Here is a 19,146-nt window from a genome sequence, read left to right on the forward strand (position 1 = left end):
GGAACCAAAGAGGATGTTTCTCAGTCCAATAAAAGCAGGAATCACTGTTTGTTGTGGACGAGAAGGAGGGCGCATATGCCCGACGTATTTTTTGATGAGGATGAAGCCACGCGGCTTCTCGACGCCGTCGTGGACCAAACCCGTGCCCAAAGTGACGCGCACCGCGGGGATAGACCGAATTTTCCCCAATCCTCCGCGGGGCGTGATTTCGGCGGGCACGGCGCACAGATTCAGGCCCTGTTGAACCGGCTCCATGAACGCGGTGCGTGGCGGTTAGAGAACATATCGGCCACAGCGGATGCCGCGCGCGAACAACTGCGTGCTTTCGGGGACGTGGACCGCGGCCTCGCCGGGCAACTCGGTGACCAGGAAGCAGGGGTGAATTGATGTCCACGATGGTCAAGTCACTCTTGGGTGATTATTCACAAGCGGTGTCCCAGTTCCAGGCGGCAAGCCGAGGAGGCTATTCCGGGCCCAGCACGCCCATTGGCTTGTTGGGGGACATGGTGGGGTCGGTCGATGGGATTAACCCAGGCGACTTGGTTACGAACACTGCGTCGGCGATGGGTGCTCGCCGCCCAGGGCGCGGTGGTAACGGGTTGCGGGAATTCCTTCTCGGTACGGTTCTATCGCTGGCCGGGGGAGCGATCATGGATCATTTGCGCGGCGTGCAAGACGATTTCGACAAGGAAAGGGACGAAGCCGATGATTTGGTGGAATCCGCGCAGCAGTGTTCGGATGCCATCGAAGACGTCGTTGATGTTTCTGATTCCGCGGTGGCAGAGCTTATCTCTGCTGTGATTCCACTGATTAACATCTTGACCATGCTGTTGCAGCGGCACCCTCTGGGAAAGGTCATCATCCCGGTGATATCGCGCATTGGTGGGGAGCTTATCGATCAGACGAATGACACCATCACGCAAACGTGCCGGGACCGCGATACCGCCATTGAGAATTGCTATGACGAGTTTGAACGGCGCTGCACCGAGGTGTGCGAGCGAGAGCTGCCGGAAACCCCGCCAGAGCCCGAATGCGGCTGTGAGGAGAAGCGGAAAGAGTGCCCGCAACCTGAGCCTGAACCTTGTGCACCGGCCCAGCCGTCACCAGCTCCGGCCCCGTCCACACCGTCTCAGCCCACACAGCCAGCTCAGCCTTCGGCGCCAGCTGCACCGCAGCAACCTGTAGAGCCGAAACCAGAAACACCGGTGGCACCACCAGAAAAGCCGGAGCCCACCCAGCCCGCCACGGTGCCTGAAAAAGACTGCCCACCGGTTGAAGAGAAGCCACAGCCGGCGACGCCGACTGAGCCGAGCCATGTGCCGACTGAGCCCGCGTCAACGGCACCAGAAGAGGAGCACACACCGTGCCGCTGCAATGCCGAAAAGGAAGCACAGTCGTGCGGGTGTGGTGCACATCAACGTGAACTAGGAACCACGAAGCCCGCCGATGCAGGGGTTGAGGTTCCCACTGAACCTGTGCCGCAGAAGGTGGTGGACTGTCCTGAGAACGTGGAGCCGGCAGCCGAAGACATCGAGTGCCCTGAAGAACCTGTAGGAGACGAGGACTGCGAAGAAGCAGAGCAGCCACCCGGTGCGGAAGCAGGTGAGTGCAAGCCTGAAGAAGCCTGCTGTGGAAGCTTAGGCCTGCTTGGCGTGGGCGTTGCCATTCTGGGGCTGGGTCTGTTGGCTGAGGCAGCTATGGACTTCGTGGAGAATCTGCCGGAGCCGGAGCCCGTACCGGAGCCTGTACCCGAGCCAGAACCGCAGCCAGAGCCCGAACCCTGCCCACCGCCTGCACCAGAGCCTGCTCCTGACAACGGTGTTACGCCGCCGCCTCCGGAGCTGAACAACGTTCCTGAGCCAGAGGCACCGCCAGAGAAACTTGCGCACATGCAGGCAGCGGAGGCACCGGCGCCGCAGCCAGCCCCGGCGCCAGCACCTGCACCTGAGCCAGTACCAGGTCCGGCCGCTGGGGCTGAGGCCACGCCAGAAATGCCCCCGCAAGAAAGTTCAGAAACCTCCTCCGTACACGCACGAAAGGCAGGGCAGTGGTAATGCCGCACAATGATTTTGATGAGTTCGCGCGCGGATTCCGCGAGCGCACAGCCGCACGGCTGCTGGAATTTGAGAAAGCCATGGCTAAAGCACAAGACGAATTGGAAAAGTCTGCGCAGCGTGCCGCCCAAGCCCAATCGCCTACAGAGGCGCAGCGGCGCAACCCTGCTTCTAGGGGCGGAGCGCACAGCCAAAGCCAAGGGCAGGGGCGAGGCCGCCCGCGCGGCCAAGTGCAATCAGTGCTCAGGCGCGGGTGACACGGAAACCGGGAAACTCCTCTGTGCGCCAGCAGCTCCCGGTGTTACTGTGGCGTGAGTAGCCACTGCACGTATCAACCAAGGCTTGGGAGAAGACCGCATGACAGTTCCTTGTCTTTATGACGTCTTGTGGGGAGTTCTTCCCATGCTGTACCTCTTGGTGGCTTTTGTCGTGCTTGGCATTGAGATCAAATGCGACCGAGATATGGCCTACATAAAGCTGTGGACGGCCGCGCAGCTGCTTCTCCCAGGAATTGGCCTTATCGCCTGGCTTCTCCTTGAAGTTCCCCGCTTAAAAAGACTAAAGCAGGACGAATAAACGATCGTCCTGCTTTAGTCGGAGCACACGTGCGCCTTGCGGTGCTAGCTCGTCGAAACCTTTCCCGTCGCTAGAAACCCGCGTGCTTGGTGAGGTCCTCGCCGAGGAAGCTCTCGACGCCCTTGGCGGAGGCGTCGGCAGCCGCAAAGGCGTCATACTTGGACTCACCAGCCAGGGTGGACAGCAAGAAGCCGGTGACTAGGCCGCGGGCTGTCTCAACGGCGGATCCTTGAAAGAAGCCGGAACCAAGCGCCAACTTGAAGAGTTTATCCTCGCTGAAACCGGACTGCGTGCCCTTAGCAATCTCACGGTAGGCCACCGGGCCGCCCCAGGCGTTGGCTAGCTTCGCGGGATTACCGGCGCGGAAGATATCATCCTGGCCTGCGCCGATAACAAGGCCGCGGGCCTTAACAGCGTGGGCGGCCTGAACTGCAGAGGGGGAAGTATCGGCGGGGTAGAGGGCAGCAACGGCGCGGACCTTTGGGTTATCAACGGCGGCCAAGGTGGCTACGCCGCCGCCCATGCCGTGCCCAAAGACACCCAGTTTGGAGGGGGACACCGAAATCTTTCCGGCACCCAACCGGACACCAGCGGCAATCTGCAACGCCGATTCGAGGTCGGCAGCCAAGTTGCGGTGCTTGGCAAAGACACCTGTCTCCGTATCGGGAGCAACCACCACGATGCCCCAGCTGGCCAAATGGCGCAGGGTGGCGTGGTAGTCCTTAACGCTTTTCGTCCAGTCGTGGGCAAATGCCACGGCAGGCAGACCTTTACCCTCAGCTGGGGTGTAGACCTTGCCCTCCAGCCCTGCATAGGACAGGTCCCCGACGAGAACGCGGTGCGGGCCGCGCTTGGACAACGTACCGAGATGCTTCTTCAAATTCGCAGACACGCTTTACAGAATAGAGCAAAGAGTAGGTAAAGCGGTGGACACTATAAGGCAGTGGGGGGAGAATTAAACGCGATCCTTGAGATTCGGCATGATAAATCATGCTGTAAAATTTTTTCCCATGTGTGGAATCGTTGGATACATTGGCCGAAATACCGATGGCCGTGAGTACTTTGCGTTAGACGTTGTGCTGGAGGGCCTGCGCCGACTGGAGTATCGCGGCTATGACTCAGCAGGCGTCGCAATGTACGCCGATGGTGAGATCGGCTGGCGCAAGAAGGCCGGAAAAGTCGCTGCGCTGGAAGCCGAAATCGCTGCGCGTCCACTGAAGGATTCCGTCCTGGGCATCGGCCACACCCGCTGGGCTACTCACGGTGGCCCGACCGATCTGAACGCCCACCCGCACGTGGTGGATGGCGGCAAGCTCGCCGTCGTGCACAACGGCATCATCGAGAACTTTGCTGAGCTTAAAAGCGAGCTGGAGGGCAAGGGACATAACTTCGTCTCCGAGACCGACACCGAGGTAGCCGCCACCCTTCTGGCAGATGTGTTCCACAACGAAGCCAGCGGTGACCTCACCAAGGCTATGCAGCTGACCGGCAAACGTCTGGAAGGTGCGTTCACCCTCTTGGCTATTCACGCCGAGCAGGCGGATCGTATCGTGGCTGCACGCCGCGATTCGCCGCTGGTCATCGGCCTGGGTGAGGGGGAGAACTTCCTGGGTTCGGACGTCTCCGGCTTCATCGACTACACCAAGTCTGCCGTGGAGATGGACAACGACCAGGTCGTGACCATCACCGCGGATGACATCGAAATCACTGACTATGAGGGCAACCCCGCCCAGGGCAAGCCTTTCGAGATCAAGTGGGATGCCGCTGCTGCCGAAAAGGGTGGCTTCAACTCCTTCATGGAGAAGGAAATCCACGACCAGCCAGCAGCCGTGCGCGATACGTTGCTGGGCCGCCTCGACGAGACTGGCAACCTGATCCTCGATGAGATCCGCATCGAGGAGTCGGTGCTCAAGTCCATCGACAAGATCATCGTCATCGCCTGCGGCACCGCCGCCTACGCCGGCCACGTCGCGCGCTACGCCATCGAGCACTGGTGCCGCATCCCGTGCGAGGTGGAGCTGGCCCATGAGTTCCGCTACCGCGATCCGATCGTCAACGAAAAGACCCTGGTCGTGGCCCTGTCCCAGTCGGGCGAGACCATGGATACCCTCATGGCAGTACGCCACGCCCGCCAGCAGGGCGCCAAGGTGATTGCTATCTGCAACACCCAGGGCTCCTCCATTCCGCGCGAGTCCGACGCCGCCCTCTACACCCACGCCGGCCCGGAGATCGCCGTGGCCTCCACCAAGGCCTTCCTGGCGCAGATCACCGCGACCTACCTGCTGGGCCTCTACCTGGCGCGCCTGCGCGGCAACATGTTCTCCGATGAGGTCAACTCGGTCCTCGAAGACCTGCGTGGCATGCCGGAAAAGGTCCAGGCAATCATCGACAACGAGCAGCAGGTCTACGACCTAGCCAACGCTATGGAGAACGCCAAGTCGGTGCTTTTCCTAGGCCGCCACGTCGGCTTCCCTGTCGCGCTGGAGGGCGCGCTCAAGCTCAAGGAGATTGCCTACCTGCATGCGGAGGGCTTCGCCGCCGGTGAGCTCAAGCACGGCCCCATCGCGCTCATCGAGGAAGGGCAGCCGGTCTTCGTCATCGTGCCTTCCCCGCGTGGCCGCGATTCCCTGCATGCCAAGGTTGTCTCCAATATCCAGGAGATCCGCGCCCGTGGTGCTATCACCATCGTCATCGCGGAAGAGGGCGACGAGGCAGTCGAGGCCTACGCCAACCACATCATCCGCATCCCGCAGGCGCCGACGCTGATGCAGCCGCTGCTGGCTACCGTTCCGCTGCAGATTTTCGCCTGCGGTGTAGCCACCGCCAAGGGCTATGACGTGGACCAGCCGCGCAATCTGGCGAAGTCCGTGACCGTCGAATAGCGCTGAGCCCTCAAGTGGCACAATGGTGGGTATGTTAAAAACCACCGTTGACCTCAACGCTATTGCCCACAATGTTGCTCGCGTGAAGGAGGCGGTGGCCCCGGCCCGCCTCATGTGCGTGGTCAAGGCGGATGCCTATGGCCACGGCATCGAGCGCTGCGCACCGGTCATGGCGAAGGCTGGGGCAGACGCCTTCGGGGTGGCCACCTTGGCCGAGGCTGTCGCACTGCGGAAGGTCATTGACACCCTCCCCATCGCTGCTTGGCTGTGGGAGCCAACGGAGGACATCGCCCCGGCCCTCGCCGCTGGTATCCAGATCGGCATCCCTTCGCTGGCGCACGCCCAAGCACTCATTGCTGCTGAGACTCCCACCGAAGTCTTCGTGATGGTGGAAACGGGGATGCACCGATCGGGCGTCGACAAGCATGCGTGGGAGGAGACCTTCCGCCTGCTTGCCGACGCCCCCCACATCACCGTCCTAGGCCTCATGTCCCACTTCGCCTGCGCTGATGAGCCGGCGCACCCGCACAATGATCATCAGGAATCTGAGTTCCGGCAGGCCCTAACGCTTGCCCGTGAGGTGGGGCTGGAGTGCCCGCTGAACCACCTGGCTAACTCGCCCGCGGCCTTGACTCGCCCCTCGGCGCGTTTTGAACAGGTGCGCGTCGGTGTGGCCCTGTATGGGCTCGAACCGGTCGCCGGGCGCGACCATGGGCTGGAACCCGCCATGACGTGGGAGGCTTCCGTCGTCGCAGTGAAGCCGATTTCGGCGGGGGAGTCCACGTGTTATGGCCTGACCTGGACCGCGGATAGTGACCGCGAGCTCGCCACCGTCAGCGTGGGCTATGCCGATGGCCTACCGCGCGCCTTTCAGGGGGCGCTGCAGGTAGGTATTGGCGGCGAGCTCTACCCGCAGGTGGGGCGGGTCTGCATGGACCAGATCGTCGTCGACCTCGGCGCGAGCCCTCACGGCGTGCGCGCCGGAGACACTGCCGTTATCTTCGGGCGCGGCGGTATGAGCGCTACAGAATTGGCCGAGACAGCCGGGACCATCAACTATGAAGTGGTGTGCCGCCCCACCGGGCGCACCGAGCGTACATACCGCGAAGGAGCTAGCGATGCGCAGTGATTTTCCACACGAAGGACGCCGTGAGGCCGCCACGCCAGAGGATGCCCAGGCATTTGGTGAAGAGCTAGGCGCGGCGCTGGAAGCAGGAGACCTAGTTATCCTCGACGGCCCCTTAGGTGCCGGGAAAACCACCTTTACGCAGGGCATTGCCCGCGGGATGCAGGTGAAGGGGCGGGTGACCTCACCGACCTTCGTCATCGCCCGCGAGCACCCTTCCCGCGTGGGCGGGCCGACGTTGGTGCACGTGGATGCCTACCGCCTGCTCGATCATTCGGATGATCCGTTGGGGGAGCTGGACAGTCTAGACTTGGACACCGAAATAGAGGACGCCGTGGTCGTTGCCGAGTGGGGTGGGGGCTTCATGGAGCGCCTGTCTGATGCGTACCTCGCTATCACAATTAACCGCGACTCGGACGATGATGTCCGCGTATTTACATGGAAATGGGTGAATTAACGTGCTGGCTTTTCTTGCTGAACAGCCCTTGCTGACGCTCTTTCTCATCATGGCGGTGGGACTGGCCGTGGGCAAGATCAATGTCTTCGGCATCTCGCTCGGCGCCGCGGCTGCGATGTTCGTGGCCTTGGGCTTGTCCGCGGCGAACCCGGACATCGTGGTCCCGGCGTTCGTGTACCAATTTGGCCTGGCCATCTTCGTTTACGTCATCGGCCTGAACTTCGGCCGTAGCTTCTTCGAAGATTTCCGCCGGCGCGGCTGGAAGATGTCCATGGTGGTCATCGTCTTCTTCTTCATTCTGGCGGGGCTGACAACCCTGGCGATGCGCCTCTTTGATCTGGACCCCGCAATCAGCGTGGGCACCCTTGCAGGTTCGCTGAGCTCGACGCCCGGTATGGCCGCGGTCGTCGAGGCTTTGGGCGGTGACAGTACCCCGGTGGTGGGCTATTCCCTGGCCTACCCAGGCTGCATTATCGGCACCATTCTGGTGGCCGCCATTGGTGCGAAAGTCCTGCGTGTGAACCACGTTGAGGACGCCCGCGCCGAGGGCATGATTGCGGAGCCACTGGAGTGGCGGGCGGTGCGCCTGACCCGCGACTTTGACGCAACGGTAGGTCAGCTGCAGGAGGTGACTGGCGAGCGCGTCATCGCTACCCGCCACGTCAACAATCCCCACAACCACAACCTGGCCTACCCGGAGCTGCCGCTGCGCGCCGGCATGGAGCTTTTGCTCAACGGCACGGCCCCAGCGCTGGATAGCGCGATTTCCCAATTGGGTGAGGAGATCCACCTCAACCTCCACGAGGAAGATGGCCTGGTCTACCGCCGCCTGACCGTGTCCAGCCCACGTGTTGCGGGCTATCAGCTCAAGGACTTGGACACTGTGAAGGAAGGCTTCCTCATCGCGCGCGTGCGCCGCGGTGACTCGGACGTTGTACCGAACGAGGAAACCGTCCTGCATTACTCGGACCGCGTGCGCGTTATCACCGCGCCGGGCAGGCTTGACGACGTCCGCCGTTTCCTCGGCGACTCCGAAGCCAAACTCGGCAACGTTGATCTCTTCCCCTTTGCCCTCGGTCTCTTCATTGGTCTGCTCTTCGGCGCTATCCCGATTCCGTTGCCGGGTGGCACGACGCTCTCTTTCGGCTTCGGTGGCGGCCCCATCGTCGTCGGCCTCATCCTGGGCGCGCTGGGCCGCTCGGGCCCGATTAACTGGCAGCTTCCTTTCCACGCCAAGCAGACAATCTCCACGCTGGGCTTGACCTTGTTCTTGGCGGGCGTGGGTACGTCGGCAGGCGGCCAGTTCCGTGATGCGCTGTCGGATCCGACCTCCCTGAAGTACATCGGTGTGGGCATGGTGCTGTCGCTGGTCTCCGCCATCGGCATCGTCGCGGTATCCATGCTGGTGCTGCGCCTGAAGTTTGATGAGTCGATGGGCATCGCCGCGGGTATGACCACGAACCCGGCGATCATGGCCTACCTCAACCCGCAGACCGGTACTCAGCTGGCAGAGCGCGGCTATGCCACCGTGTATCCCACGACGATGATCGGCAAGATCCTCATGTGTCAGGTCCTAGCGTTGTTGATCGTGTGACCCTGTGTGCCTGATTTTTTATGCTGGGCGTGGCGCTTCAGCGCAGGGCCTTCACAAGGGTTGTTCAGGTTCGCGGCAAGGTGGTCGCGTAGGATATCTCCCGTACTGAACTCCCTATTAATTAGGAGCACATCCCTTTTATGAACAAAATCGGACAGTTCATCACCACCGTTGTTATCGGCGGCTTCGCCGTATTCCTTGCCGCGCTCATCGTGCTGCCGATGGTCCGGACGGCGGACGCGGAGTCGAAGGAGCCCTCAACCGTTGCTCAGTCCCTGAGCGCCTACCCGAAGAATCTGGACTTCGCTATGTTCATCCCGCAGGATGTGTACGGCCCAGAGTGGAGTGCGGCCGCAGCCGTCTGCCCGGGTATCACCGAAGAGCAGCTCAAGGAGCGCGGAGTGGAGACGGGAAACCTGAATATCGACTTCGTCGATGGGGCTGTGCCTGATGACGTGAACTACATGCTGCTGGTCTCGCAGTACAACGAATTCAAGGCGGAGAAGCTGCCGCGCGCGAAGGTGGACCTCTGTGATGGTTTCCTGCAGCAGCTGAAGACACCGGAAGCTGCTAGCCAGAATATCCCGCCGCTGTTGCCGTTCCAGCAGGGACAGCCGCTGCAGTTTATGCGCGATACCCCGGAATACGTGGAGAAATTGGGGAAGAACAACCCTGACTACGTTGAGACCGACTGGCACCTCGCAGGCTAATGAAGGTTCTCGCACTCGATACCGCCACCACGGATCTGGTCACGGGCATCGTTGACACCGACACCGGGGAGAGCATCGACCGTGTTATCAGCGGTACGCGCGCCCACAACGAGAAGCTCATCCCTACTATCGAAGAGCTGCTTGCCGACGCCTCCCTGACCTACCCAGATCTCTCCGCCATCGTCGTGGGCATGGGGCCCGGGCCGTTTACCGGTCTGCGCGTAGGCATGGCTACCGCTTCCGCCCTGGGAGTGGCCCTTGATCTGCCGGTCCATGGTGTGTGCACTCTGGATGCCATCGCGCACGGGCGCACGGGGGAGTGGCTGGTGGCCATCGATGCTCGCCGCAAAGAGGTCTACTGGGCCACCTTTGCCGATGGGGAGCGTCGCAGCGGCCCAAACGTATCGAAGCCGGAAACCCTTGATCTGAGCGCTGTCGGACTCGCGATCCCGGACAGCGTGCGCCTAGTGTTCCCAGAGTCTATTGCCCCTCGTTTGCCGGAGGGCATCGCTGGCCTTCCCCGTGAGTGGGCTACCCCGCGCGCAGCGGGTTTGGTTGCCTGCGCTGATCTGTCCGCTGAACCTGAGCCGCTTGTCCCGCTCTACCTTCGCCGTCCCGATGCCGTGGAACCACAGGCCAAGCCGCGCTCGGCTGCCTTGGTCGGCGGCATCGAGGAGATACCGGCATCATGAGGCTGCGGCCATTAGCGTCCGCGGACGCACCGCGCTGTGCCGAGTTAGAGAAGGTCCTTTTCCCCGGCGAAAGCCCATGGCCGGCGCGAGCCTTCGAGCAGGAAATCGCGGCGGGCCACACCACGTACTGGGCGGTTGACGCAAGCGTCAACCGCGTGGGCCACAACGTCAACCGCGAGGGCCACAACGACAACCGCGCCGAAGTTCTCGGCTATGCCGGCGTGGGCCGCATGGGCCCCGCTGCTTGGCCGGAGTACGAAATCCGCACCATCGGCGTCGACCCCGCGGCCCAACGGCAGGGCATCGCGCGGCTGATGATGGACGCCATCGTCGAACTTGCAGATTCCCACGACGCGCCCATCTTCCTCGAAGTGCGCGTGGGCAACGATCCGGCCATCCGCCTCTACGAGGCCTATGATTTTGTCATCAACGGCCTGCGCCGCAATTACTATCAACCCTCCGGTGCGGACGCCCACACCATGTATCGACCACGAAAGAGTGAAAGATGTTAATCCTCGGCATCGAGTCCTCCTGCGACGAAACCGGCGTGGGCATCATCGAGCTGTTTGATAACGGCCACATGGAGATCCGCGCCGACGTCGTCGCCTCCTCCATGGAGCAGCACGCGCGCTTCGGCGGCGTGGTGCCGGAGATTGCCTCCCGCGCCCACCTCGAAGCTATGCCGCAGGTGATGAAAGCGGCGTTGGAGGAGGCGGGCGTCGAGAAGCCAGATGCGGTGGCCGCCACCGTGGGCCCGGGCCTAGCCGGCGCGCTCCTCGTCGGAGCGTCGGCAGCCAAGGCTTTTGCTTCCGCGTGGGGCGTGCCCTTCTACGGCGTCAACCACCTTGGCGGGCACGTCGCGGTGGCGAACCTGGAGGGCGAGGAGCTGCCGCATTCGGTGGCACTGCTCGTCTCCGGCGGCCACACCCAGCTGCTCGAGGTGGAAGCCGTGGGCAAACCCATGAAGGAGTTGGGCACCACGCTTGACGACGCCGCCGGCGAAGCCTACGACAAAGTCTCCCGTCTGCTGGGCTTGGGGTATCCGGGAGGGCCGATCATCGATAAGCTGGCTGCCCAAGGAAAGCCCACCATCGACCTGCCACGGGGTTTGTCCAAGGCTGAGGACCTGCGCGGGCCCAACCGCCACAACTTCTCTTTCTCAGGGCTCAAGACTGCGGTGGCGCGCCACGTGGAAAAGGCCGAGCGCGAGGGCACGACGGTCCAGGTTGAGGAGCTCTGCGCCTCCTTCCAGGAAGCGGTGGCAGATGTGCTGACTGCCAAAGCTGTGCGCGCCTGCCAGGACACAGGCGCCAAGGTGCTGCTGCTCGGCGGCGGAGTGGCAGCGAATTCGCGGCTGCGCGCACTTGCGGCAAAGCGCTGCGAGTCTGCGGGCATTGAGTTGCGTGTGCCGCGCTTCAAGCTATGCACCGACAACGGCGTGATGATTGCGGCGGTGGCCGCCCAGCTCATTCACGAAGGCGCCGAGCCTTCCGGCCTGGCATGCGGGACGGATACGCAGCTTGAGGTGGAAGTCCCCCTCGTCGCCGCCGCGCGCTAGCAGATTCGTACCGCGCTCTGTGTCGTCGAGATTGAGGACGCCGGTCACGGCCGCGCTCCAGCGGAGGCGTACTTGGGGGTGCGCTCTAGCGGATGCGCAACCCCCAGGGTGCCGGTAGTGTGATGACCGATAATCGTCCGGCTCACACACAAGGAGCTCACACCGTTATGACCACTGGATTCCTCGTTAACCCTGATCTGTCCCGCCGCATCATCGAGTTTGAGCTCGAACAGGCAAATCAATTCCTCGGTGGTACCACCGAGGATCGCGTTTCCGTGGCCTTCCAGGATGATGGCCAGACCTACGCGGCGTTGTTTAACCCGAACGCGAAGGCTGACGACGCCGACCCGAACCCGGTGGCCTCCTTAGCCCGCAACGCTGCGGCTACCGGCAACTCCGCTTTCCTGCAGGACCCAATCCGCTCCATCTGCGGACCGGTCATCTTTGTCGCTGCCGACGGTGACGATAAGAACATCGACGAAGTCGTCGAAGCCGTGGAGCACGGCATCCGCGCGGTGAAGAACTACCGCGAGGACAACCCGGAGGAGTACCAGCTGTGGCGCGCGGCTGTGCTGAACTCCCACCGGCAGGTCTAATTCCAGCCTTTGTTTGTAGGGCCTGAGCGCTTTTCTAGCGCTCGGTGTGCCGCAGCCATGTCAATACGGCCTTCACCCGTCGGTTGGAGTCCTCGGGTCGAAACCCGAGTTTTATAAATACATTGGAGACGTGCTTGCTTACTGCTCCGGAGGTAAGGACGAGCGCGTCCTCAATGTCTTTATTGCTCAATCCTTGGGCCATAAGCCCCAGTACCTCCCGCTCGCGAGCGGTGAGCCGGGCTAAACCAGTGTGCCTTGCGGAAAGCAGCGCCGTGACCACCTCTGGGTCCACCACGGTGCCGCCGCGGGCGACATCGTTAAGCGTGCGCACGAATTCTTCAACATCAGAAACGCGCTCCTTGAGTAGGTACCCGAATCCGCCGTGCTCCAGGAGGCGGTCGAGATAGCTTGCCGCTACGTATTGGCTGAGCACCACTACGGGTTGGGCGGGGTTGGCTGCCCGCAGATCATGCACGGCTTGAAGCCCGTCATCGGTCATCGTGGGCGGCATACGCACATCGCTGATAATGAGGTCGAAGTCTTCCTGCCCTGCGATGGCGCGCAGTGCTTCGGCATCTGTGACTGCCGTTACGCTATAGCCTAACGCACTGAGTAGTTGCTCCAGCCCCGCGCGCAGGAGCGCGGAATCTTCTGCGAGTAGTAGCTTCATTTCGCCTCCTTCAGCGGTAGTTTGACCAGCAGCTGGCCGCCGCCTTCACCCGTAGCATTGGCGCTAGCAGCATCAAAGGTCACCGTGCCGCCGAGTGCAGCAGCACGCTCGCGCAGCCCGGCGAGGCCCGTGCCCGAACCCACAGCTGCACTCTCACCGTCCAGCTCTTTGTCCGTGGGTCCCGTGCCATTATCTACGATTTCTAGGCGCAGCATATCCCTAAAAGCGACCGTTACCGCGGCTTCGGTGGCTGCGCCGTGCTTAGAGGCGTTTGTGAGCGCCTCGGCGACTGCATGGTAGGCCAGCAGTGCTGTGGTCTCGTCAATCGAGCTCTCAGCGCCCTCTACACGAAGTGTGGTCTCAAGCCCGGAATGGGCGAGTAACTCGTCGAGGGCGGGGATAAGTCCGTCATCGAAAAGCACCTGCGGCGCAATGCCACGCACTGTCGCCCGCAATGAAGCCAGGGCCAAAGAGGCATTATGTTCTGCGTCAGTCAAGGCCTGCTGTGCTTGGGACGGGGCTTGTCGTTTTGCCGCGGCCAAGTTGAGCTTGAGCGCGGTGAGGTACTGCTGCGGACCATCGTGCAGTTCGCGTTCGATGCGGCGGCGCTCGCCGGAGAAGGCATCAATGAGTGTGGCACGCGAGGCTGCCAATTCCTCAGCCGAAGGACTCAATGCCAGCCGCGTTAGCGTGGTCGACGCCAAGACCAAGAGGCGGTTGAGGCCTACCAATAGAGCCGCCAGCATTGCCGCGGCCAGCCAGCAGGTGAAGAAAATCAGCGGACGGTTGGAGGTGGACCACTCGCCAACGGAGAACTCAGCCTTAGGCACGAATGGCGCTATCACTAGCACACCCGCTGTGAAACCCAGGGCCGTCCACGCGGTAAAACACGCAGCTGAAATCAATAACTGCAACACGAGGTGATAGAACTGCTGCCAATCAAACCATCGATCTGCGCGCCGGGGTGGAATTTCCACGCCCATCCACTTTGCGCCCAACCGGCCGACAAACTCCGTGGCGCGACCCACCAACGGGATCCACGGCAGCATCAACACCGAAATCACCAAGGTTGGGATACACAGCACGCCGAGGAGGAGGCTCCACGCACAGGCTTTGAGGGTTCGCATAGTCTTCGACCCTATCCGCCATGCCGGTGGAAGGGCAGTGGAGTTAGCTCCACCATTTTCCGGGTAGCCCGCTCCATGTCATTGCGTTGCGTGGCCGAGTGGAATCAGAGGCATGTTAAAAGCAGAAAACCTTAGTAAGCGCTACGGCCGCCGCACCGTGCTCAATCGCGTCAGTGTGTCCATCGCCCCAGGTGAATTCGTGGCCATCATGGGGTCGTCCGGAAGCGGCAAAACCACGCTCCTGAACCTGCTATCCGGGCTAGATAAGCCCACGTCCGGCCAAGTCAACGCGCCGGGGCGCAAGCAGCGTGCATTTGTATTTCAGGACTACAACCTGCTGGAATCCCTCAACGCGCAGCGCAATGCTACCTTGACGGCGCGTTTTTCCGGACGGCGCCCTACACGCGGCCGGGTGGCAGAGGTCTTCGACTCGCTCGGTCTCGCTGGATTGGAGAGTCGCCTGCCCGCGCAGCTGTCTGGTGGGCAGCAGCAACGCGTGGCCGTCGCCCGGGCATTGCTGGCCCAAGCGCCCTATATCTTCGCTGACGAGCCTACGGGCGCGCTTGACGACGCCACCGCTTCCACCGTCCTATCCCACCTTCGCGCCGTCGCCCGCGATGGAGCCAGCGTGATCATGGTGACTCACTCGCACCTTGCCGCCGAGGCGGCCGACCGGGTCATTTCCTTGGAGGAGGCGGCCCATGTTGGTGTGGCTTAAGGACTTACAGTCCAATTGGCTATCGTGGCTGGCCGTAGCGTTGACCTTGGTGGTGTCTTCCACCTCGTGCACCCTAGCGCTAGCCATGCTGGTCGGTTCCTCCGGAGCCGAAGAAAACCCCGCTGGGCCTCTGGGCGGCACGGTGCTGGCAATGTCACTGTGCGTGGTGGTGCTGGTGACGCTGTCTCAGATGCGCCTTATTATCGCCGAGCGTGAACCGGTCTATCGTTCTTGGCGCATGGTGGGCATGCCGAGATGGATGATCCTGTTTTTCATTCTGGGCCAAGTCGCGGTGGTCAGCGCGGCCGCCGGATTACTCGGTGTGCTGCCGGCCCGTCCACTGCTCGCACCGTGTGTGCGTGCCCTGCGCAGTGACGGCATCCCCGTGCCAGATATTGCCATAACCGGCCAGGTTGTTGTCATTGCGGTAGCCGTCTGCATGTCCGCGGCCCTAGTTGGCGCGCTCCCTCCACTGCGCCGAGTCTTTCGCCCGCGCGCCACCGCACACCCGGTGTGGCTCATGGTGAAATTCCTGCTCGCATCCGCGGCCATCGGCGGCACGGTTTACGGGTGCCTGCACATCGATGACCCCGGCGACCTCCTGTCGGCCGAGATGGGCTTGGTCATCCTCGTCGCGCTCTTCTTACCCTGGCTTATGCCTGCCCTGGATCAATGGACCCGCGCGGCCGGCATCGCTGGGGCCAACGTGCGCGTGCGCCGGTCCTTTTCCACCCCGCACATCGTGCCGTGGGTGCTCGTCGGTGGCTTTATCGTCGCCGTCGGCTCGGGTCTGCGCTTTGGGAACGACGCAGGCGCCGGCGGTACCTTGTCCTCCTGGCAAGTCTTCGTCGCCCTTTTAGGGCCTGTCTTTGCCCCTAGCATCGTGGGCGCCGTGCTTACCTCGCTGCTGATGCACGGCCGCATCGCAGCCGATATTCGTGGCCTTACCTTGGCAGGTGCTGCCCCTTTGGCTTGGATGCGCGTGCAAGTAGGGGAGGCGGCTTGCCTCGCCTTGACTGCGGCTGGCGTGGTCTGTGCGCTGTGCTTGGCGACGCTCCTCCCACTCCACCGCCTCCTTACCCCACAAGAAGCACTCGGTCGGACAATCCTGGAGGAGCTATGGTGGCCGTCCTTCGCCGTAATATTCGGCGCAATGTTTATCGCCCTGGGCGCCGTCAAGCTGGCGCTGGCCGGCTTTGTACACGCACGAGCGGCGTCGTTCGCGGAGGGCGAACGGGTTAGCGGCCCACAACGTTGAGGGCTAGCAGTCGCGCGGGTAGAGTGCTAGGCAGGTTGTTTTGACCCACAGTTGTTCACCCGCGACGACGGCTGTGCTGGGCTACCCACAACCGGCACGCGCGCGTCCACGTGGACGTGCACTAGGAACACTTTGGAGGAAATCATCATGGCAAACATCAAGCCGCTGGAGGACAAGGTCCTCGTCCAGATCGTTGAAGCTGAGACCACCACCGCGTCCGGTCTGGTTATCCCGGACTCCGCGAAGGAGAAGCCGCAGGAGGCCACCGTCGTAGCCGTCGGCCCGGGCCGCACCAACGACAAGGGCGAGGTTGTCCCGGTCGGCGTTAACGAGGGTGACACCGTCATCTTCTCCAAGTACGGCGGCACCGAGCTGAAGTACGATGGCCAGGAGTACCTCCTGCTGTCCGCTCGCGACCTGCTCGCTGTCATCGAGAAGTAAAAGTAGGCGATTAACCCTATGCCAAAGCTGATTGCATTTGACCAGGAGGCCCGCGAGGGCATCCAGCGCGGTGTAGACACGCTGGCCGACGCCGTCAAGGTCACCCTCGGCCCCCGCGGCCGCAACGTCGTGCTGTCCAAGGCTTTTGGTGGCCCGACCGTCACGAATGACGGCGTCACCATCGCCCGCGACATTGATCTCGACGATCCTTTTGAGAACCTCGGCGCCCAGCTGGTGAAGTCCGTGGCCGTCAAGACCAACGACATCGCCGGTGACGGTACCACCACCGCGACCTTGCTGGCCCAGGCACTCGTCTTCGAGGGCCTGCGCAACGTTGCCGCCGGTGCTAACCCGGTGGAGCTCAACAAGGGCATCGAGGCGGCCGCTGAGAAGGTCATCGAAGAGCTCAAGAAGCGCGCCACCCCGGTGAACTCCTCCGCGGAAATCTCCCAGGTTGCTACCGTGTCCTCCCGCGATGCGGAGGTCGGCGAGATGGTTGCCGGCGCGATGGACAAGGTGGGCAAGGACGGCGTCGTGACCGTCGAGGAGTCCCAAACCATCGAGTCCACCGTGGACGTGACCGAGGGCATTTCCTTCGACAAGGGCTACCTCTCCCCGTACTTTGCGACGGAGGAGGAGACCTACAACGCCGTGCTTGACGACGCCGCAATTCTCCTCGTCCGCAACAAGATCTCCTCCCTGCCGGACTTCCTGCCGCTGCTGGAGAAGATCGCGGAGTCCTCGCGCCCGACGCTGATCATCGCTGAGGACATCGAGGGCGAGCCGCTGCAGGCGCTCGTCGTGAACTCCATCCGTAAGGTCCTCAAGGTCGCCGCCGTGAAGTCGCCGTACTTCGGCGAGCGTCGTAAGGGCTTCATGGATGACCTGGCTGTTGTCACCGGTGCTACGGTCGTCGACCCGGAGGTCGGCATCAACCTCAAGGAGGTTGGCCCTGAGGTTCTCGGTTCTGCACGTCGCGTCACCGTGTCTAAGGAGGACACCGTGATTGTGGATGGTGCAGGTACTGCTGAGGCCGTCGAGGAGCGCCGCGAGCAGATCCGGCGCGAGATCGAGCGCACCGATTCCACCTGGGATAAGGAGAAGCTCGAGGAGCGCCTGGCCAAGCTGTCTGGCGGTGTTGCCGTCATCCGCGTTGGTGCCGCTACCGAGACCGAGGTCAATGAGCGCAAGCTGCGCGTCGAGGATGCCATCAACGCCGCCCGCGCGGCCGTTGAAGAAGGCGTTATCGCCGGCGGCGGCTCCGCACTGGTTCAGATCTCCCAGGAGCTCAAGGCCTTTGCCGAGGGCTTCGAGGGCGAGGCCAAGATTGGCGTGCAGGCTGTGGCCCGTGCGCTGACCCGCCCGGCCTACTGGATCGCTGAGAACGCCGGCCTGGATGGTTCCGTCGTCGTCGCCCGCGTTGCCGAGCAGGCCAACGGTGAAGGCTTCAACGCCGCCACCCTGGAGTACGGCAACCTGCTGGAGCAGGGCATCATCGACCCGGTAAAGGTCACCCACTCCGCCGTGGTTAACGCCGCCTCCGTGGCCCGCATGGTGCTCACCACCGAGGCTTCCGTCGTGGAGAAGCCCGCCGAGGAAGAGCCGGCTCAGGCTGGACACGCGCACGCGCACTAAACGTGCACGCGGGAAACCTACGTTTCCCGCATAGCCACAAGGATTCCCGCGTAGCCACAAGGGTTCCCGCATAGTCACAAGGGTTCCCGCGTAGCCATAAGGAATTCCCGCAGGGAGCGGTGGCTCCCCGCGTGGCCATAAGGAAGGCCCGCCGCCCGCATCCATCGCGGGGAGGCGGGCCTTTGCCGTGGGGCGGGAATCTCCGCCCCGTTATGAGACTGTGGAGCCGTGGAACAAGAATTCATCACCGCCACCGACATCACCGGGCACCTGCGCGTGCTTTTCTCCCGCCTGGCAGAACCCCGCGCGGGCGGGCCCGCAACTTATTCCTTCAACGTTCCTTCCGCCTTCGGTCAGGGCGCTATCGAGGTCAATGGAGCCAAGGAAGTTCGTCGCTTCGAGCGCACCGGCGGCATGTGCCCGCGGTGTGAGGGCAGGGGCGAGGTGGGGGGGGACGTCGACAAGCGCCAGCTCGTCGATGAGTCCCTGTCCCTCAACGACGGCGCCGTCATGTACCCCGGCATGAAGGTGGACTCGTGGGGGTGGCGCGCCTACGCCGAGCCCGGGCTGTATCCGGCCGACGTGCCGGTCCAGGACTCTACCGAGGAACAAAAGTGCAACCTGTATGAGACCGAGACCAAGGTCAAGGTCGGCGGCGTCAACATGAGTTACATGGGAGGCTGGTCACGTGGGAACGTGTTGAGCGTCCCTACAGAAGCATATGCGTGCCTTTGTCGAGCGCGCAGTGGTCTTTGTGGACTGCCCAGCCAGGGTACGCGCTTGGCGCAGCACGCGCGGGCGTCCTACCTCAACGGCGTCTCCATCGCGGAGGTCTGCGATATGGAGCTTGCCGACGCCGCCGCATGGCTCCGTACCATCAACTCACCCCTTGCCGTGGCCCCGTTGCGCTGGTTGGCGACAGCCCTGGATTTGGGGCTGGGCTACCTGACGTTGGGGCAGTAGCTCTCGATGCTCTCCGGCGGCGAGGTCGTGGCGGCCTGCCCGCCGTGCGAGTTCCTCGACAAAGACACGTTGACCGCCCGCTACCTAGC

General features: G+C 62.7%; 20 protein-coding genes. 17 read left to right on the forward strand and 3 right to left on the reverse strand.

The genetic code is table 11. The features are described from left to right. The first annotated feature begins 75 nt into the window (after positions 1-75). The 3 genes from HMPREF2943_RS03815 to HMPREF2943_RS03830 all read left to right on the forward strand — a co-directional run bounded on the left by HMPREF2943_RS03815 (position 76) and on the right by HMPREF2943_RS03830 (position 2,630). Positions 76-387, forward strand: a complete 312-nt coding sequence (locus HMPREF2943_RS03815; protein WP_070446536.1) for a hypothetical protein — start codon at positions 76-78, stop codon at positions 385-387. Next, positions 387-2,054 (forward strand): zinc metalloprotease, encoded by a 1,668-nt coding sequence (locus HMPREF2943_RS03820; protein WP_070710836.1) that lies wholly within the window; start codon positions 387-389, stop codon positions 2,052-2,054. The genes HMPREF2943_RS03815 and HMPREF2943_RS03820 overlap by 1 nt, the downstream gene beginning before the upstream one ends. Before the next feature lie 357 nt (positions 2,055-2,411). Then, complete coding sequence (locus HMPREF2943_RS03830) at positions 2,412-2,630, forward strand: hypothetical protein (RefSeq protein ID WP_070710838.1); 219 nt, start codon at positions 2,412-2,414, stop codon at positions 2,628-2,630. Between the two features lie 70 nt (positions 2,631-2,700). Here HMPREF2943_RS03830 and HMPREF2943_RS03835 read toward each other — a convergent pair whose 3' ends face one another. After that, the gene (locus HMPREF2943_RS03835) at positions 2,701-3,522 is read right to left on the reverse strand and encodes a dienelactone hydrolase family protein (RefSeq protein ID WP_070710839.1); all 822 of its coding nucleotides are present in this window, start codon (positions 3,520-3,522) and stop codon (positions 2,701-2,703) included. 118 nt (positions 3,523-3,640) lie between these two features. Between HMPREF2943_RS03835 and glmS the strand changes: the two genes are divergently transcribed. From glmS to HMPREF2943_RS03880, 9 genes are all read left to right on the forward strand, one after another. Continuing rightward, the gene (glmS, locus tag HMPREF2943_RS03840) at positions 3,641-5,512 is read left to right on the forward strand and encodes a glutamine--fructose-6-phosphate transaminase (isomerizing) (RefSeq protein WP_070710840.1); all 1,872 of its coding nucleotides are present in this window, start codon (positions 3,641-3,643) and stop codon (positions 5,510-5,512) included. A gap of 31 nt (positions 5,513-5,543) precedes the next feature. Beyond that, positions 5,544-6,641 carry an alanine racemase gene (alr, locus tag HMPREF2943_RS03845; RefSeq protein ID WP_210388732.1) on the forward strand — a complete coding sequence of 366 codons (1,098 nt, stop codon included), beginning with the start codon at positions 5,544-5,546 and terminating at the stop codon, positions 6,639-6,641. After that, positions 6,631-7,095: a tRNA (adenosine(37)-N6)-threonylcarbamoyltransferase complex ATPase subunit type 1 TsaE gene (tsaE, locus tag HMPREF2943_RS03850; RefSeq protein WP_070446525.1), complete on the forward strand. Its 465-nt coding sequence runs from the start codon at positions 6,631-6,633 to the stop codon at positions 7,093-7,095. Before alr ends, tsaE begins: the two co-directional genes overlap by 11 nt. A gap of 1 nt (position 7,096) precedes the next feature. Beyond that, positions 7,097-8,689 (forward strand): aspartate:alanine exchanger family transporter, encoded by a 1,593-nt coding sequence (locus HMPREF2943_RS03855; protein WP_070446522.1) that lies wholly within the window; start codon positions 7,097-7,099, stop codon positions 8,687-8,689. 140 nt (positions 8,690-8,829) lie between these two features. After that, positions 8,830-9,399, forward strand: coding sequence for a hypothetical protein (locus HMPREF2943_RS03860; RefSeq protein WP_070446520.1), 570 nt, complete (start codon positions 8,830-8,832; stop codon positions 9,397-9,399). Next, positions 9,399-10,091, forward strand: coding sequence for a tRNA (adenosine(37)-N6)-threonylcarbamoyltransferase complex dimerization subunit type 1 TsaB (tsaB, locus tag HMPREF2943_RS03865; protein ID WP_070710841.1), 693 nt, complete (start codon positions 9,399-9,401; stop codon positions 10,089-10,091). Before HMPREF2943_RS03860 ends, tsaB begins: the two co-directional genes overlap by 1 nt. After that, the gene (locus HMPREF2943_RS03870) at positions 10,088-10,603 is read left to right on the forward strand and encodes a GNAT family N-acetyltransferase (RefSeq protein ID WP_070710842.1); all 516 of its coding nucleotides are present in this window, start codon (positions 10,088-10,090) and stop codon (positions 10,601-10,603) included. Before tsaB ends, HMPREF2943_RS03870 begins: the two co-directional genes overlap by 4 nt. Then, complete coding sequence (tsaD, locus tag HMPREF2943_RS03875) at positions 10,597-11,649, forward strand: tRNA (adenosine(37)-N6)-threonylcarbamoyltransferase complex transferase subunit TsaD (protein WP_070710843.1); 1,053 nt, start codon at positions 10,597-10,599, stop codon at positions 11,647-11,649. The genes HMPREF2943_RS03870 and tsaD overlap by 7 nt, the downstream gene beginning before the upstream one ends. A 167-nt stretch (positions 11,650-11,816) precedes the next feature. Then, positions 11,817-12,245: a hypothetical protein gene (locus HMPREF2943_RS03880; RefSeq protein ID WP_070446512.1), complete on the forward strand. Its 429-nt coding sequence runs from the start codon at positions 11,817-11,819 to the stop codon at positions 12,243-12,245. Positions 12,246-12,279: 34 nt separating this feature from the next. Here the strand turns inward: HMPREF2943_RS03880 and HMPREF2943_RS03885 are convergent, their stop codons facing one another. Both HMPREF2943_RS03885 and HMPREF2943_RS03890 read right to left on the reverse strand, forming a co-directional pair. After that, the gene (locus tag HMPREF2943_RS03885; protein WP_070446510.1) at positions 12,280-12,915 is read right to left on the reverse strand and encodes a response regulator transcription factor; all 636 of its coding nucleotides are present in this window, start codon (positions 12,913-12,915) and stop codon (positions 12,280-12,282) included. Continuing rightward, the gene (locus HMPREF2943_RS03890; RefSeq protein WP_070446508.1) at positions 12,912-14,042 is read right to left on the reverse strand and encodes a sensor histidine kinase; all 1,131 of its coding nucleotides are present in this window, start codon (positions 14,040-14,042) and stop codon (positions 12,912-12,914) included. The genes HMPREF2943_RS03885 and HMPREF2943_RS03890 overlap by 4 nt, the downstream gene beginning before the upstream one ends. A 112-nt stretch (positions 14,043-14,154) precedes the next feature. Here HMPREF2943_RS03890 and HMPREF2943_RS03895 point away from each other — a divergent pair, with 112 nt between their 5' ends. From HMPREF2943_RS03895 to HMPREF2943_RS12605, 5 genes are all read left to right on the forward strand, one after another. Beyond that, complete coding sequence (locus HMPREF2943_RS03895) at positions 14,155-14,760, forward strand: ABC transporter ATP-binding protein (RefSeq protein ID WP_070446505.1); 606 nt, start codon at positions 14,155-14,157, stop codon at positions 14,758-14,760. Next, a complete protein-coding gene (locus HMPREF2943_RS03900) occupies positions 14,744-16,018 on the forward strand; it encodes an FtsX-like permease family protein (protein ID WP_070710844.1) in 1,275 nt (424 codons plus the stop codon). Before HMPREF2943_RS03895 ends, HMPREF2943_RS03900 begins: the two co-directional genes overlap by 17 nt. Positions 16,019-16,159: 141 nt before the next feature. Then, complete coding sequence (gene groES / locus HMPREF2943_RS03905) at positions 16,160-16,459, forward strand: co-chaperone GroES (RefSeq protein ID WP_167595557.1); 300 nt, start codon at positions 16,160-16,162, stop codon at positions 16,457-16,459. An 18-nt stretch (positions 16,460-16,477) separates the two neighbouring features. After that, a complete protein-coding gene (groL, locus tag HMPREF2943_RS03910) occupies positions 16,478-18,094 on the forward strand; it encodes a chaperonin GroEL (protein ID WP_070710845.1) in 1,617 nt (538 codons plus the stop codon). A 228-nt stretch (positions 18,095-18,322) separates the two neighbouring features. After that, positions 18,323-19,057 carry a hypothetical protein gene (locus tag HMPREF2943_RS12605; protein ID WP_070710846.1) on the forward strand — a complete coding sequence of 245 codons (735 nt, stop codon included), beginning with the start codon at positions 18,323-18,325 and terminating at the stop codon, positions 19,055-19,057. Positions 19,058-19,146: the final 89 nt, after the last annotated feature.

This window comes from Corynebacterium sp. HMSC072D12, from assembly GCF_001813925.1.
Classification (GTDB): domain Bacteria; phylum Actinomycetota; class Actinomycetes; order Mycobacteriales; family Mycobacteriaceae; genus Corynebacterium; species Corynebacterium aurimucosum.

Bases quoted from the DNA above. Each gene is read 5' to 3' on its own strand.
- HMPREF2943_RS03815 (WP_070446536.1), top strand. From the start codon at position 76: ATGCCCGACGTATTTTTTGATGAGGATGAAGCCACGCGGCTTCTCGAC.
- HMPREF2943_RS03820 (WP_070710836.1), top strand. From the start codon at position 387: ATGTCCACGATGGTCAAGTCACTCTTGGGTGATTATTCACAAGCGGTG.
- HMPREF2943_RS03830 (WP_070710838.1), top strand. From the start codon at position 2,412: ATGACAGTTCCTTGTCTTTATGACGTCTTGTGGGGAGTTCTTCCCATG.
- glmS (WP_070710840.1), top strand. From the start codon at position 3,641: ATGTGTGGAATCGTTGGATACATTGGCCGAAATACCGATGGCCGTGAG.
- alr (WP_210388732.1), top strand. From the start codon at position 5,544: ATGTTAAAAACCACCGTTGACCTCAACGCTATTGCCCACAATGTTGCT.
- tsaE (WP_070446525.1), top strand. From the start codon at position 6,631: ATGCGCAGTGATTTTCCACACGAAGGACGCCGTGAGGCCGCCACGCCA.
- HMPREF2943_RS03860 (WP_070446520.1), top strand. From the start codon at position 8,830: ATGAACAAAATCGGACAGTTCATCACCACCGTTGTTATCGGCGGCTTC.
- tsaB (WP_070710841.1), top strand. From the start codon at position 9,399: ATGAAGGTTCTCGCACTCGATACCGCCACCACGGATCTGGTCACGGGC.
- HMPREF2943_RS03870 (WP_070710842.1), top strand. From the start codon at position 10,088: ATGAGGCTGCGGCCATTAGCGTCCGCGGACGCACCGCGCTGTGCCGAG.
- tsaD (WP_070710843.1), top strand. From the start codon at position 10,597: ATGTTAATCCTCGGCATCGAGTCCTCCTGCGACGAAACCGGCGTGGGC.
- HMPREF2943_RS03880 (WP_070446512.1), top strand. From the start codon at position 11,817: ATGACCACTGGATTCCTCGTTAACCCTGATCTGTCCCGCCGCATCATC.
- HMPREF2943_RS03885 (WP_070446510.1), bottom strand. From the start codon at position 12,915: ATGAAGCTACTACTCGCAGAAGATTCCGCGCTCCTGCGCGCGGGGCTG.
- HMPREF2943_RS03890 (WP_070446508.1), bottom strand. From the start codon at position 14,042: ATGCGAACCCTCAAAGCCTGTGCGTGGAGCCTCCTCCTCGGCGTGCTG.
- HMPREF2943_RS03895 (WP_070446505.1), top strand. From the start codon at position 14,155: ATGTTAAAAGCAGAAAACCTTAGTAAGCGCTACGGCCGCCGCACCGTG.
- HMPREF2943_RS03900 (WP_070710844.1), top strand. From the start codon at position 14,744: ATGTTGGTGTGGCTTAAGGACTTACAGTCCAATTGGCTATCGTGGCTG.
- groL (WP_070710845.1), top strand. From the start codon at position 16,478: ATGCCAAAGCTGATTGCATTTGACCAGGAGGCCCGCGAGGGCATCCAG.